The sequence below is a fragment of the Citrifermentans bemidjiense Bem genome, from assembly GCF_000020725.1.
Lineage (GTDB): Bacteria > Desulfobacterota > Desulfuromonadia > Geobacterales > Geobacteraceae > Geomonas > Geomonas bemidjiensis.
Genome location: NC_011146.1, coordinates 2,330,264 through 2,343,692, shown reverse-complemented (window position 1 = coordinate 2,343,692; position 13,429 = coordinate 2,330,264). Strand labels below are relative to the sequence as shown.

The 13,429-nt window shown below is 63.3% G+C and carries 12 protein-coding genes; 10 read left to right on the top strand and 2 right to left on the bottom strand.

Going from position 1 to position 13,429, the window contains the following annotated elements:
- Nucleotides 1-9 precede the first annotated feature (9 nt).
- The gene (locus tag GBEM_RS10200; RefSeq protein WP_226373848.1) at nt 10-267 is read left to right on the top strand and encodes a hypothetical protein; all 258 of its coding nucleotides are present in this window, start codon (nt 10-12) and stop codon (nt 265-267) included.
- A 35-nt stretch (nt 268-302) separates the two neighbouring features.
- Here the strand turns inward: GBEM_RS10200 and GBEM_RS10195 are convergent, their stop codons facing one another.
- Nucleotides 303-1,124, bottom strand: a complete 822-nt coding sequence (locus GBEM_RS10195) for an ADP-ribosylglycohydrolase family protein (protein WP_012530468.1) — start codon at nt 1,122-1,124, stop codon at nt 303-305.
- Nucleotides 1,125-1,169: 45 nt separating this feature from the next.
- Here GBEM_RS10195 and GBEM_RS10190 point away from each other — a divergent pair, with 45 nt between their 5' ends.
- On the top strand, nt 1,170-1,760 hold the full coding sequence (locus GBEM_RS10190; protein WP_012530467.1) for an acyl carrier protein phosphodiesterase: 591 nt from the start codon (nt 1,170-1,172) through the stop codon (nt 1,758-1,760).
- Here the strand turns inward: GBEM_RS10190 and GBEM_RS10185 are convergent.
- Nucleotides 1,757-2,035, bottom strand: coding sequence for a hypothetical protein (locus GBEM_RS10185; RefSeq protein ID WP_012530466.1), 279 nt, complete (start codon nt 2,033-2,035; stop codon nt 1,757-1,759). The two genes, GBEM_RS10190 and GBEM_RS10185, sit on opposite strands and share 4 nt — an antisense overlap.
- Nucleotides 2,036-2,369: 334 nt before the next feature.
- On the opposite strand from GBEM_RS10185, the gene GBEM_RS10180 reads away from it, so the two are divergent.
- The 8 genes from GBEM_RS10180 (at nt 2,370) to GBEM_RS10145 (ending at nt 13,429) form a co-directional block, all read left to right on the top strand.
- Nucleotides 2,370-2,831 carry a chemotaxis protein CheW gene (locus tag GBEM_RS10180; RefSeq protein WP_012530465.1) on the top strand — a complete coding sequence of 154 codons (462 nt, stop codon included), beginning with the start codon at nt 2,370-2,372 and terminating at the stop codon, nt 2,829-2,831.
- 20 nt (nt 2,832-2,851) lie between these two features.
- Nucleotides 2,852-4,273: a CheR family methyltransferase gene (locus GBEM_RS10175; RefSeq protein WP_226373847.1), complete on the top strand. Its 1,422-nt coding sequence runs from the start codon at nt 2,852-2,854 to the stop codon at nt 4,271-4,273.
- Between the two features lie 54 nt (nt 4,274-4,327).
- Nucleotides 4,328-4,930, top strand: coding sequence for a chemotaxis protein CheW (locus GBEM_RS10170; protein ID WP_012530463.1), 603 nt, complete (start codon nt 4,328-4,330; stop codon nt 4,928-4,930).
- A gap of 167 nt (nt 4,931-5,097) precedes the next feature.
- Nucleotides 5,098-6,978 carry a HAMP domain-containing methyl-accepting chemotaxis protein gene (locus tag GBEM_RS10165; protein ID WP_012530462.1) on the top strand — a complete coding sequence of 627 codons (1,881 nt, stop codon included), beginning with the start codon at nt 5,098-5,100 and terminating at the stop codon, nt 6,976-6,978.
- Between the two features lie 124 nt (nt 6,979-7,102).
- Nucleotides 7,103-9,436: a hybrid sensor histidine kinase/response regulator gene (locus tag GBEM_RS10160; RefSeq protein ID WP_041262727.1), complete on the top strand. Its 2,334-nt coding sequence runs from the start codon at nt 7,103-7,105 to the stop codon at nt 9,434-9,436.
- An 11-nt stretch (nt 9,437-9,447) separates the two neighbouring features.
- The gene (gene cheB, locus GBEM_RS10155) at nt 9,448-10,503 is read left to right on the top strand and encodes a chemotaxis protein CheB (RefSeq protein ID WP_012530460.1); all 1,056 of its coding nucleotides are present in this window, start codon (nt 9,448-9,450) and stop codon (nt 10,501-10,503) included.
- A 12-nt stretch (nt 10,504-10,515) separates the two neighbouring features.
- Nucleotides 10,516-11,874, top strand: coding sequence for a hybrid sensor histidine kinase/response regulator (locus GBEM_RS10150; protein WP_012530459.1), 1,359 nt, complete (start codon nt 10,516-10,518; stop codon nt 11,872-11,874).
- Between the two features lies 1 nt (nt 11,875).
- A complete protein-coding gene (locus tag GBEM_RS10145; protein WP_012530458.1) occupies nt 11,876-13,429 on the top strand; it encodes a sensor histidine kinase in 1,554 nt (517 codons plus the stop codon).

Here is a 13,429-nt window from a genome sequence, read left to right as displayed (position 1 = left end):
CTTCGAAGCTTGCAACTAAACGGGGACGAGGACATGGACGACGAGACCTTCAAGAAGGAATTGCTGAACCGGTTGGACCAGATCATCGAACTCCTTACCGCGACCCTGCCGGAGGCGTGCCTGGACGAGAGCGCCGACGGCCTGCCGGAAAGCGGCAGCGAAGCAGCGTCGATCGAGGCCATGCCGACTTATCTGATAGTGGACGAGATGCAGGACGACTACAAGACGGCCATGCAGAAATGGGAGCGGGAAAAAGCCGGAGCGTAGAGCCGTTCGGGACACTGAGAGGAAAAGGGGACAGGCTACTTTTTGAAATCAAAAAGTAGCCTGTCCCCTTTTTTTTGATCGGTCCTGCCGGAAACGAACCGTGCCTCGAACTCCAGGGTCACCTTCCGCAGCGGCTCGTCGAGAAAGCGCAGGGTCTCTGCGGCAATGGCAGCGGGAACCCCGCCGTAATACGCCTGGGCGATGCCGCCGGTGATGGCCGCCAAGGTGTCGGAGTCGCCGCCGAGAGAGATGGCGAGCCGGATCGCGCTCTCGAAATCGGTAGATTCCAGGAAGGCGGTCAGGGCCTGGGGTACCGTCCCCTGGCAGGTGACGTCGAAACTGTACCCGGGGCGGATCTCGTCGCAGCTGCGCGACAGGTCGTAGCCGAAACGCCCGGCGACGAAGGTCTCTATCTCCTTTTTCGCGGCGCCGCTGCGCGCTAAATAAATAGAGGCCGCGGTCGCCTGCGCCCCTTTGACCCCTTCCGGATGGTCGTGGGTGACCGCGCTGTATTCCTTTGCCTTTTGCAGCACCTGGTCCAGGTTGTCGAAGGCCCACCCGGCGGGGCTGATGCGCATGGCGGAGCCGTTGCCGTAGCTTTGGTAGGCCGGGGCGTCGTCGCTTTGCGCCCAGCTAAGGAATTTTCCGCCGTACCCCGCGTCGGGATACCGGCGGCAATAGCGCCTCATCAGGGCCGCGTAAGGCTCGCCGGTTAGAATCGACTCGGCGAGCGCCACCGTCAGCACGGAGTCGTCGGTGAAACGGCACTCCTTCTGGAATAGCGGGAACACAGTGGTCTTGATGTTGTTCCATTCGTAGATGGAGCCGACTATGTCCCCCGTTAGCGCTCCCAGCATCTTTTAGCCCCCTTGCCGCTTTTGTTTCTGTTATCATGCACAGCCATGAACTACCTGTTCCATCTCTACCTTTCCGGGGACGACCCCGGCATCCTCACCGGAAACTTCATGGGCGACTTCGTCAAAGGGCCGCTCGACGGGCGTTTCCCCCCTTCCCTCACCCGCGGCATCCAACTGCACCGGCGCATCGACTCCTTCGCACAGAACGATCCGCATTTCACCCGCAGCAGACAGACGCTCTCACCCCACTTCGGACTCTACCGCGGCATCCTGGTGGACCTTTACTACGACCATTTCCTCGCCACGAACTGGGAGAGCCTGACTGAGGAGCCGCTGCCGCGTTTCCTTAAGCGCGCGCGCCATGCGGTGGAGGGAAACCGCCGCCACCTTCCCGAACGGCTGCAGGACCTTGTACCGGTCATCTTCGAGAACATGATCCCCTCGTATTTGAGCGTCGAAGGGGTGGGGAAAGCTCTTGCCCGCATGTCCAGGAGGATCGCCAGGCAGAACCCGCTGGCGGAAGGCGGAGAGGAGCTTACCCGCCACTACTTTTCATTGCAAGAGGATTTCCGCTCCTTTCTCCCGACGGTGCGCGCCTATGCCGAGGAGATCAGAAGTGCGGTCCCGCCCGCCTAGATGATCCTGGTGAACTTCTCTTTGGGATAGATCGACCTCGCGAAGAAATCGAGGAAGTCGTCGACCACCTGCTCCACCAGTGAGAGCTCCAGGCTCTCGGCGACCACCTCCTGGGCAGGGCCGGCGAACTGCATGGTGAATTTCCTGTTTTTCAGCTCCGCGCTCAAGACCCCTCCACGGAGCCCGTCGGGGGGAGGCTCCCTCTCCCAGAGAACCTTCGCTTCGGGGAGGGCTTCCTTCAGTCTCTTGGTGATCATGGCACCGATCTCATGCATGGGGATTCCTCCTTCGACGCATTATCTTCTATTCCCTTGCCCAAACGACCCAGGTGCCGCGCCCTTAGCACTCACCCGCCCCCCCAACCAATAATTAAATCGCTCAAATACTATCCGGCGCATTTTCTATTTGCAAGCCGGCGCCCGATTCCGTCTGCAGGGATGGTTTTCGTGCTCTCTTATAGCCGGCGGCATCGAGCACGCTCTCCCCAGCGCGCCCGAACGCGTCCCGCAAGCAAAAAAAACCGTGAATATAGGCCAGTGGCGCATTTATCAGCTTGAACAGGGCGCATTGTCGAGGTAAATTAATGGGCGGCGTCACGTTGCGGTTTTAATGGAGGGAGCGATCGTTTCAACTCACCTACTTATCTTTGCCTTAGAAGGGCAACGCTACGCACTGCCAGTGTCCGCTGTGGTCAGGGTAGTACGCGCTGCGGCCCTCACTCCCCTGCCCAAGGCCCCGGAAATCGTACTGGGGATATTGGACCTCCAGGGGGAGATCATTCCCGTCATCAACCTCAGGAAACGCTTTCGCCTGCCGGAGCGCCCCATCGGCTGCGACGATCAGTTCCTTGTCGTCCGCACTTCGAACTTCCCGGTGGCGCTGGCCGTGGACAACACCCAGGAGGTAGTGCAACTCGACCCGGATGCCGTGGTGGAGCCTGAAGACATCGTGCGAGGGACCGACTACCTCTCCGGAGTGACGAGGAACGAGGGTGGGCTGGTGCTGATCCACGACCTCGACACCCTGCTCTTCCCCGACGAGGAGCAGCAGATCGCAAAGGCCCTGACGTGAGCGCGCACAGCAACGAGGCAATGCATAAGTTCGCCCACATGGTGACGACAAAGCTGGGGCTCCACTTTCCGCCCGAGCGTCTGGCTGAGTTGGCCCGGAAGATGGCGCCGCTGGCGAAGGATGCGGGCTGGGAGGAACTGGACGGCTACCTGCACTGGCTCATGTCGCAGCCGCTCTCCCTGGAGCAGACCAAGGCGCTGGCCCTGGCGCTCACCATCGGCGAGACCTATTTTCTGCGCGACCCCAAGAGCTACCGGGCCTTCCAGCAGCATCTGCTCCCTAAGCTCTTGGCGGCCAAAGGTTCGGACAAAAGCCTCAAGATCTGGAGCGCCGGCTGTTCCTCCGGAGAGGAGCCGTACTCGATCGCCATACTGCTTACCCGTGCCCTGGCCGACCTGGCCGACTGGAAGGTGACCCTGCTCGGAACCGACATCAACCCCCAGGCGTTGGAGCGGGCCCGATGCGGAACCTACAGCAAATGGTCCTTCCGGAACGCGCCGGGGTGGCTCATGAATTACTTCACCCAGCTCCCTGACGGGAACTACCAGATCGAGCCGCATATCCGCAAGATGGTGCGCTTCGCGCATCTGAACTTGGTCGATCCCGGGGAAAAGACATGGTCGCAGGCCCAAGGGATGGACTTCATCTTCTGCCGCAACGTGATGCTTTACTTTCATCCGGAGCAGATACGGGAGACGGTCGCGAGACTGCACGCAGCTCTCAACGACGGCGGCTGGCTCTTCCTGGGGCCGACGGAGGTGGACCACCAGGCGCTTGAGGGTTTTACCTGCCTGCACTGCGACGGCACCCTGGTGCTGCAAAAGCGCCCTCTCCCGGCCAAAGCGCAACTCTCGGCGCTGTCCGGACCTGCCGTGGCCGCCCCCTCCCCTTTTTCCGCGCAGCTTTGGTCCGAAGGCGCGGAGCCGGGAAGCGCGCGGAAAGACGAGGCAGCCGCCGAAGCAGAGTCGCCCCTGGAGCGGGCCTTTGCGCTTTACAGCGCCGGGAATTACGAGGAAGCGGCGCGGATGGCGATGAGCACCCCGGCAAGCGCAGACAAGGCCGAAGCGCTGGCGCTCGCGGCGCGCTCCTATGCCAACATCGGCCGTTTCGACCCCGCTCGCGACTGCTGCGAAGCCGCCGTGGCGCTGGACCGGCTCAGCGCACCCAACCATTACCTCCTGTCCATCATCCTGGAGCAGCAGGGGGACGGCGAGGGAGCGGTGAGATCGCTCAGAAACGCGCTCTACGTCGATCACGACTTCCTGCTGGGTTGGTTTGCCCTGGGAAACCTCTGCCGGCAGCGCGGGGAACTAAGGGAAGCGGAACAGAGCTTCGCCAACGCGCTGCGCCTTTTGCAGCGGCGCGACCCCCACGAGGTGCTGCCGGAGGCAGAGGGGATGACTGCGGGAAGGCTGATGCAGCTGATCAGCGACATCGCCTAACGAAGGTGCGGCAAAACAGGGCCGAGAGCTTCAAGTAGTCAAGGAGAAACACCCATGGCAGCGGGCAAGATAGACTGGGACGACCTGATCAAACGCCAGGAGAAAGCCTTCGCCGCGGCGGGGGGAGGCGCCATCACCCCCGAAAAGGAGCAAGCCGTCCTCCGCGAGCGTGCGCGCCTTCTAGCACAAAGACCTGAAAAGGACCGGGAGTCCGCCGAAAGCATTGACGCCCTTGTCTTCGTTCTGTCCGGCGAAAGCTACGCGGTCGAATCGGCCTACGTCCTGGAGACGCTGCCGCTTGGCGACTTCACCCCGCTTTTCAGCACGCCTCCTTTCGTGCTCGGGGTCACCAACCTGCGCGGCCGCATCGTCTCCATCATCGACCTGCGGCGCTTCTTCGACCTGCCCGCCATCGGCCTCTCCGACTTGAACCGGGTCGTCCTGGTGAGTAACGGCAGCATGGAGTTCGGAATCCTGGCCGACGCCATCGTGGGGATGCGCTCGCTCGACAAGGCATCCTTGAAGCCCACCCCGGAGACCTTCACCGGCATCAGGGAGGAGTTCGTGGCGGGTGTCTCGGCGGAACGGCTCGCCCTGCTGGACCTGGGGAAGATCATGACCGATGCGAGGATAGTGGTGCACGAAGAGGTGGCTTAAAGAGCCGGATCGGAATAAGTCCCCCTCCCCTAGCGGGGGTTAGGGGGTGGGGGTAGGTGCAACCTTTGTGCTGCGGGCTAGTTCACCCACCCCCCGGCCCCCTCCCGTCAAGGGAGGGGGGGAGCTAGCCTACTGCCGACAGGAAAATGATCAAAGCAGGAAACTTTATGAAAGCAACCAACGGGGGTTCCATGCTGAACAATCTGAAAATCCGCTCCAGGCTCATCGCCGGCTTTGGCGCGCTCGTCTTCTTCCTGGTGCTGATCGGGGCGCTCTCCCTGAAGAACCTGAAGGCTCAGGGAGATCTGATGACCGAGTTCCACGAACACCCCTTCACCGTCACCAACGCCATACGCTCGGTCGACGCCAACGTGGTGAGGATGCACAGGTCCATGAAGGACGTGGTGCTCTACGCCCGGGACGCCGAGGATCTGGAAGCGTCGCTCGCTGATATCGAAGCCAGCGAAAGGATCGTCTACCGCGACCTCGCCCTGGTCAGGGAGCGCTTCCTCGGCGACAAGGGGAAGATCGACCAGATCAAGGAGTCGATGGACAAGTGGAAACAGGTGCGCGCGCATACCATTGAACTGGTACGCCAGGGGAAGATCGCCGAGTCGGTCGCCTTCCACAAGAACTACGCGAGGCGCATGGTCGCGGGGATCGACGCCCAGGTGAACGAGGTGCTTAAGTTCGCCACCAGCAAGGCAGATAGCTTCGTTGAGGAATCGCAGAAAAACCAGCGCACCATCTTCGCCGTCACCGCGATCCTGGTGCTTTTGGCCGGAGCTCTTGCCGTCTGGACCGCGTTCGCCATCACATCCTCCATCACCGCTCCGCTGGACCAGGCGGTGCAGGCCGCGGAAAGACTCTCCCAGGGGGACGTGTCGGTGGAGATCCACAGCGACGCCGGCGACGAACTCGGGCAGCTGCTGCGCGCCATGGAGAAGATGGTGCTGTCGCTGCGCCGGATGGGAGAGACAGCGAACCAGATCGCTCTGGGAGACCTGGACACCGAGGTTATCCCGGCCTCGGAGCGGGACGTCTTCGGCCTGGCCATGTCGAACATGGTGGCGTCGCTGAAAAGGCTTGCCGCCAGCGCCGACCGCATCGCCTCGGGGGACCTCACCATCGACGTAGTCCCCGCCTCCCCCAAGGACCGGCTCGGCAACTCCTTCAGCCAGATGACCCGGAACCTTCGGGAGTTGAGCCTGGAGATCCGAGCGGTGGTGAACGTCCTGGCCGGGTCGGCCGCCGAGATCATGACCACGGTGAGCCAGCTCGCCTCCAGTTCCGCCCAGACCGCGACCTCCATCTCCGAGACCAACGCCACGGTGCAGGAGATCCGCCAGACCACCGACCTCACCTCGCAAAAGTCGAGGCAGGTCTACGAGAGCGCCAACCGCGCGGTGCAGGTCGCCAAGGAGGGGCGCGAGTCGGTATCCAGCGCCATCGACGGCATGCAGGGGATCGACGAGCGCATGGGCTTCATCGCTGAGCGCATCGTCAATTTGAGCGAGCAGAGCCAGGCCATCGGCGAGATCATCGCCACCGTGGCCGACCTCGCCGAACAATCGAACCTCCTTGCGGTGAACGCCGCCATCGAGGCGGCCAAAGCCGGCGAGCACGGCAAGGGATTCGCCGTCGTGGCCCAGGAGGTGAAGAACCTGGCCACCCAGTCGAAACAGGCGACCTCGCAGGTCAGGAGCATCATCGGACAGATCCAGAAGGCGACCACCGCTGCGGTCCTCGCCACCGAACAGGGGAGCAAGGCCGTCGAGGCAGGCGTGAAGCAGTCCGGCGAAGCGGGCGAGTCGATCCGCGTGCTCGCCTCCAGCATCGAGGAATCCTCCAACGCCACGCTGCAGATCGTCACCTCCACCCAGGAGCAGGCGATCGGCATGGACCAGATCGCCATCGCCATCCACAGCATCAATCAGGCGAGCGACCAGAACGTCGAGGGTTCGCGCCAGATCGAGGCGGCGGCCCGTAACCTCTACGAACTGAACCAGAAGCTCCAAGAGCTGGTAAGCGGGTATAAGGTGGCATAAGCTCCGCCCCCCTTCCCCGCGGTACTACGAAAGATTCCGGGGATCCCCCCCTCCCTTGACGGGAGGGGGACGGGGGGTGGGTGAAGCCGCAGGGAATGCCAGGAAACCAAAGGAAAGAAACGGCATGGGTGACACAGAAGCCCTGATGAGGGAATTGCTGGAGACCTTCGAGCTGGAGGCGCAGGAGCACATAGGCGCCCTCGCCACGCTCCTGGTCGCCCTCGAGCGCGAAAACGACAAGGCTGAGCAGGCGCGCCTGGTCGAGAGCGTCTTGCGGCGCGCGCATACCCTCAAGGGGGCGGCTCACGCGGTGAACCTCGTCACCGTGGCCCATGGGTGCCAGGAGCTGGAAAGCCTCCTGGCGTCGTTGAAGCGCGGGGAGATCTCCCTCGACCTCGACCTTTTCGACCGCCTGCACCGGGACATCGACGCCGTCGCCGGCGAGATCACCAGCGCCAGGGAAAGCTTGACTCCCCCGGACGCCGCCTCCGCTGTTACCGTTGGCGGCTTGGAACCGATCGCGGCGGCGGACCAGGCAGAGCCCCATGACACATCCGCGGGAGCAGAGCCTACCCAGGCGCCCTTCCCCGAGCCGCTAAAGGAGCGTGCGCCGAAGGTTCCTCCCCTGGCGTCCCCCAGCGCCGAGCCTGCCGCGCATGCCCCAGAGGCTGCAACTGCCGCGCCCTCAGCACGCCCCGCGCCGCGCGGCCCCTCCGACGAGACGGTCAAGGTTTCGGCGCGCCTTTTGGAGTCGCTGCTGCTGCAGTCCGAGGAGCTCGTTTCGGCGAAGCTCTCCGCCGCCTTGCTGCACGAGGAAGCGGCAGCCCTTGCCGCCGAGCTTTCCGCGCGCGGCGGCGAGCGTTTGCGGGCCATGGAGTCGGCGAGAAAGGCGCTCAAGCAGGCGCCGATGCCGCAGGAGAAAACGCTGGCCCTGCTGGTCGAGCATGGTTGGCAGAACGAGAAGGCGCTGGAAGGACGGCTGCGCCATCTGGAAAAAGGGGCCGAGAAGAACCTCAGGACGCTGAGCGGCATGGTGGATCCGCTTCTTGGCGAGCTGAAGAAACTGCACCTGCTCCCCTTCTCCTCCCTGGCGGAGCCCTTTTTCAAGATGGTACGCGACCTGGCCCGGCAGCTGGACAAGGAAGCAGAGCTTAACTGCGAAGGGACGGAGCTCGAACTCGACCGCCGCATCCTCGCGGAGCTGAAGGAGCCGCTCTTGCACCTGGTGCGCAACATGCTCGACCACGGCATCGAGACGCCGGCCGAGCGCAGGCTCGCAGGTAAGCCGGAAAAAGGGAAGCTGGGCATAGAGCTGAAGCTCAAAGACGCGAACCGCGCCGAACTCACGGTGAGCGACGACGGCTGCGGCATCGATCTCTCCCAGGTAAGGGAAGCGGCTTCACGGCTGGAGCTCGCCTCGCGGGAGGCCCTGGAACTGACGCCGGACCACGAACTGCTCCAGCTCATCTTCGAATCGGGCGTCTCCACCAGCAAGATCGTCAGCAGCATTTCCGGGCGCGGGGTGGGGCTCGCCATCGTGCGCGAGGCGCTGGAAAGGCTGGGGGGGCACGTAACCGTGGAGAGCGCACGGGGGACGGGAACCCGCTTCCACCTCCACTTCCCCCTCTCCTTCGCCATGATGCGTGCCCTCCAGGTGCAGGTCGCCGGCCGGGACTGCTTCCTGCCGGCCGCCAACGTCGAGACCAGCGGCCGCGTGGCGCCGGACCAGGTGAAAAGGGTGGAGAACCGCGACACGGTCCTTTTGGGTGGCGAGGTGCTGGCCCTGATCCCGCTTTCGCGCCTTTTGGGGTTGTCAGCGCCTGCCGACCCTGAGCGCGTAGTGAGCTTCGTGGTGCTGCGCGCCGCCGACAGACGGATCGCCTTCTCCGTGGACCAGGTGGTCGGGGTGCAGGAGATCCTGTTAAAGCCGCTGGGAAGCCAGCTCTCCCGGGTGAGAAACGTCGCCGGCGGCACCGTGTCCGGCGACGGCCGAGTGGTCCCGGTCTTGAACGTGGCCGACCTGTTCCGTTCCGCCTTCGCCGACCAGGCGCCTTCACAGCCCATGGGTGAGCCGGCTCCCCGGGCGCAGGCGGCGCGGCTTTCGGTGCTGGTAGCCGAGGATTCCATCACCTCGCGCACGCTTTTGAAGAACATCCTGGAGGCATCGGGGTTCCGGGTGCGCACCGCCATCGACGGCTTGGATGCGCTGACCCAGCTTAAAACCGAGCAGTTCGACGTGGTGGTATCCGACGTGGAGATGCCGCGCATGGACGGCTTCCAGCTCACCGCAGCCGTCAGAAGCGACAGCCGGTTCGCCGCCCTGCCGGTGATCCTGGTGACTGGGCTCGAATCCCGCGTCGACCGGGAACGCGGCATCGACGTGGGCGCAAGCGCCTACCTGGTGAAAAGCAGCTTCGACCAAAGCGGCTTGATTGACGTGATACGAAAACTGACCTGACTGAGGACCAGATGATCAGACTACTGGTGGTGGAAGACTCGAAAACGGTGCAGAAGGCTTTGGTGGCGGCCTTTCAGGCGGACCCAGAACTGCAGGTGATAGGCGTCGCGGAAAGCGGCGAGGAGGCGGTAGAGGCCGCCGCGCGCCTGAAGCCCGACCTGATCACCATGGACCTGCACCTCTCCGGAATGAACGGCCTGGACGCGACCCGCGCCATCATGTCCACCTCTCCGGTCCCCATCGTCGTAGTCTCGGGGAAGATCGACACGCGCGATTCGGACCTCCTCTTCCGCTTCATGGAGGCCGGCGTCCTGATGGTGCTCCCAAAGCCCGCCCCGGTGGGAACCCCCGGCTACGCTGAGTCGGTGGCGAGCCTGATCCATCACATAAAGCTCATGTCGGAGATCAAGGTGGTGCGGCGCGTCTTCGCCCCCGGCGCCCTTGGCCAGTGGCCCAAGTCGCCGCTAAAGGAGCCCTTAGCCCCCGTCAAGGTGGTCGCCATCGGGGCCTCGACCGGCGGTCCCCCGCTGCTGCACCGGATCCTCGCCGCGCTTCCTGAAGATTTCGGGGCCGCCGTCCTGGTAGTGCAGCACATGTCAGTAGGCTTCACCGAGAACTTCGTGCACTGGCTGAACCTCCACTCGCGGATGCCGGTGCGGCTTGCCGCCGAAGGGACGGTCATCGCGGCGGGAGAGGTTTACGTGGCGCCGGACGGCTGCCACATGGAAGCTACCCCGGCCGGAAGGATCGCCCTCTCCGGCGCCCCCCCCGAAAACGGGGTCCGCCCCTCCATCGACGTCCTCTTCCGCTCGGTCGCCAAAAGCTACGGCGCCAATGCGGCCGGCATCATCCTCTCCGGGATGGGCAAGGACGGCGCCGTCGAATTGAAGACGCTAAAGGGGCGCGGAGGCCTCTGCATCGCGCAGAACCGCGAAAGCTCCATGGTCTTCGGTATGCCCGGAGAAGCGATAAAGATCGACGCCGTGCAGCACGTGCTCTCCCCCGAGGGGATCATCAACCTGCTTTTGGCGGTTACCAAGAAAGGCGCACAGGGTGCGTCCAAGTAAGGAAGGAGCTTCATGCAGAAGAGCAACAACGGCCAGACGGCACCATACCTGATCCTGATCGTCGACGACAGCCCGACCCAGGCGAAACTCCTTGAACAGCTCCTCGCCGGCGAGGGGTACCGCGTCGCGATCGCCAGAAACGGAAGCGACGCGCTGGAGCAGATCCGCGAGCGGCAACCGGACCTGGTGATCAGCGACATACTGATGCCCGAGATGGACGGCTTCGAACTCTGCCGCCGAGTCAGGGGAATGGAATCCATAAAGGACACCCCCATCGTCCTGCTCACCCACCTGAACGACCCCTCCGACGTCTTGCACAGCCTTGAGGCCGGGGCCAACTACTTCGTGTCCAAGCCCTACAGCGACAAGCTGCTGCTCAACAGGATCCGAGACGTACTGCAGGGAGAGCGGGCCTGTCGCATGGGGGAGAAAGAGGGAGAGGTCGCCATCAGCTACCACGGCAAGAACTACCGGGTACAGGCCGACAGCGCCCACACCATCGAACTTTTGCTCTCGACCTACGAGCTCGCCGCCGAAAAGAACCAGGAGCTTCTGGGGGCCAAGGCGTCCCTGTCCAACCTGAACCGCGAGCTGGAGCAGCGGGTGAAGGAGCGGACCGCGGCGCTCACCCAGGAGACGGCGGAGAGGCTGCAGGCGATGGAAGAGCTGCGCAAAAAGGACGAGGTGCTGATGCAGCAAAGCCGCCAGGCCGCCATGGGGGAGATGATCGGCAACATAGCCCACCAGTGGCGCCAGCCGCTGAACGCCGTTGGGCTGCTGGTGCAGGACCTGACGCTGAGCTACGAGTACGGCAACTTCAACAAGGAGTACCTCGACTCCAGCACCAACAAGATCATGCAGATGGTGCGGCACATGTCGCAGACCATCGACGACTTCAGGAACTTCTTCATGCCCGACAAGGAGAAGACCAGCTTCGACCCCTGCCTGGTCGTGGAAAAAACCCTCAGCCTCATCGAGGGGAGCCTCGCCGACAAGGGGATAAGGTCCGAGGTCCACTGCGGCCACGCGCCGAACATAACCGGGCACCCCAACGAGTTCTCCCAGGTGCTCCTGAACATCCTGACCAACGCCATCGACGCCTTCGGGGAGAGGAAACCGGCCCAGCCTAAGCTGCTGGTGAGCATAGATTACGAAGACGGCAAGATCGTGGTCACCATCGTCGACAACGCCGGAGGCATGCCGGAGCACGTCCTGGGGCGGATCTTCGAGCCCTACTTCACCACCAAGGAGCAGGAGAAAGGAACCGGCATCGGCCTTTTCATGGCCAAGAACATCGTGGAAAAAAGCATGAACGGCTCGCTCACCGCAAGAAACATCGAGGGCGGGGCCGAATTCAGGATCGAGGTGTAGCATGGGCGGATTAGCCATCGAGGACCCGGGCTTCACCCTTTTGTACGTGGAGGACGAGCAGGTCACCAGGGAGACGGTGCTTTCCCTTTTGCAGCGGCGCTTTCCCAAGCTCGCCCTTTTAAGCGCGGCAAACGGCGCCGAAGGCATGGCGCTTTTCCGGGAGCACGCACCCGACCTCGTGGTGACCGACATCAAGATGCCGGCCATGAGTGGCATCGACATGGCGCGGGAAATGATGGAGCAAAAACCTTCCCTCCCGGTGATCGTCACCAGCGCTCATTCCGACATGGAGTACCTGATCGAGTCGATCGAGCTGGGGATCAGCCGCTACGTCCTGAAGCCGATAGACAGCTCGAAGCTCTTCGCGGCGGTGGAAAGCGCGCTTACAACCCTCACCCAGGAAAGGGAGCTATTGGCCCACCAGGTGTTCGTGCGCAGGCTCTCGCGGGCGGTGGAGCAGAGCGCCAGCAGCATCGTCATCGCCAACCCTGAAGGGGTGATCGACTACGTGAACCCCAGGTTCACCACGCTGACCGGCTACGAGCCCGGCGAGGTGCTGGGAAAAAACCTGAAGTCGCTGAAAGGAAAAGCCGAACTATGGGACCGGGTCGCAGCCGGAGAGGAGTGGCACGGCGAGTTCGAGGGGGTGAAGAAGAACGGCGAGGTTTTCTACGAGTCCACCTCCCTCTCCCCCGTCTACGACGAGACCGGCGCTCTCAGCGACCTGGTCGCGGTGCAGGAGGAGATCACCGAAAGGGTGCTGTCCGAGCGACGGATCGAGGCGTTGAACCGGAACCTCGCGGCGCGAGCCGAGGAACTGGAACTCGCGAACCGCGACCTGGAGGGGTTCAGCTACACGGTCTCGCACGATCTGCGCACGCCGCTGACCAACATCAACGGCTACTGCCAGGTGATACTGGAGCTTTACGGCGCGACGCTGGACGAGCAGTGCAAGGATTTCATCAAGATCATCTTCGACGAAACCGTCAACATGAACCAGTTGATCAAGACGCTGCTTGAATTCTCCCGGGTGAGCCGCAGCGAGATGACCCGGTCCGAGGTTGATTTGAGCCAGCTTACCTCCCTGGTCTGCGCCTCCCAGCAATTGAGCGAACCGCAGCGGCGGGTGACCTTCAGCATAGCCCCCGGGATGACGGCCCTTGGGGACCCCGACCTTTTGAAGGTGGTGCTGCAAAACCTGATCTCCAACGCCTGCAAATACTCGGCGAACCGGGAAGACGCCGCGGTCGAAGTAGCCTCCCTGGACGAGAGCGGGGAGCTCGTTTACTTCGTGCGCGACAACGGCGCCGGCTTCGACATGACGCTGGCCGACAAACTGTTCAGCCCCTTCCAGCGGCTCCACTCGGAGCGGGAGTTCAAGGGGTTCGGCATAGGACTCGCCACCGTGCAGCGCATCATCCAGCGCCACGGCGGCAGGATCTGGGCCGAGGGAGAGGTAGGGCTCGGGGCCTGCTTCTACTTCACCCTCCCCGATGAAAACACGAGGCACGGAGCAGACCACTGTTCGGCAAGGCAGGAGGAGCGCAAAAAGTGA

Excerpts from the sequence above, each read along its gene's own strand:
- GBEM_RS10195 (WP_012530468.1), bottom strand. The coding sequence starts at position 1,124 with ATGCTGGGAGCGCTAACGGGGGACATAGTCGGCTCCATCTACGAATGG.
- GBEM_RS10190 (WP_012530467.1), top strand. The coding sequence starts at position 1,170 with ATGAACTACCTGTTCCATCTCTACCTTTCCGGGGACGACCCCGGCATC.
- GBEM_RS10185 (WP_012530466.1), bottom strand. The coding sequence starts at position 2,035 with ATGCATGAGATCGGTGCCATGATCACCAAGAGACTGAAGGAAGCCCTC.
- GBEM_RS10180 (WP_012530465.1), top strand. The coding sequence starts at position 2,370 with ATGGAGGGAGCGATCGTTTCAACTCACCTACTTATCTTTGCCTTAGAA.
- GBEM_RS10175 (WP_226373847.1), top strand. The coding sequence starts at position 2,852 with ATGCATAAGTTCGCCCACATGGTGACGACAAAGCTGGGGCTCCACTTT.
- GBEM_RS10170 (WP_012530463.1), top strand. The coding sequence starts at position 4,328 with ATGGCAGCGGGCAAGATAGACTGGGACGACCTGATCAAACGCCAGGAG.
- GBEM_RS10165 (WP_012530462.1), top strand. The coding sequence starts at position 5,098 with ATGAAAGCAACCAACGGGGGTTCCATGCTGAACAATCTGAAAATCCGC.
- GBEM_RS10160 (WP_041262727.1), top strand. The coding sequence starts at position 7,103 with ATGGGTGACACAGAAGCCCTGATGAGGGAATTGCTGGAGACCTTCGAG.
- cheB (WP_012530460.1), top strand. The coding sequence starts at position 9,448 with ATGATCAGACTACTGGTGGTGGAAGACTCGAAAACGGTGCAGAAGGCT.
- GBEM_RS10150 (WP_012530459.1), top strand. The coding sequence starts at position 10,516 with ATGCAGAAGAGCAACAACGGCCAGACGGCACCATACCTGATCCTGATC.
- GBEM_RS10145 (WP_012530458.1), top strand. The coding sequence starts at position 11,876 with ATGGGCGGATTAGCCATCGAGGACCCGGGCTTCACCCTTTTGTACGTG.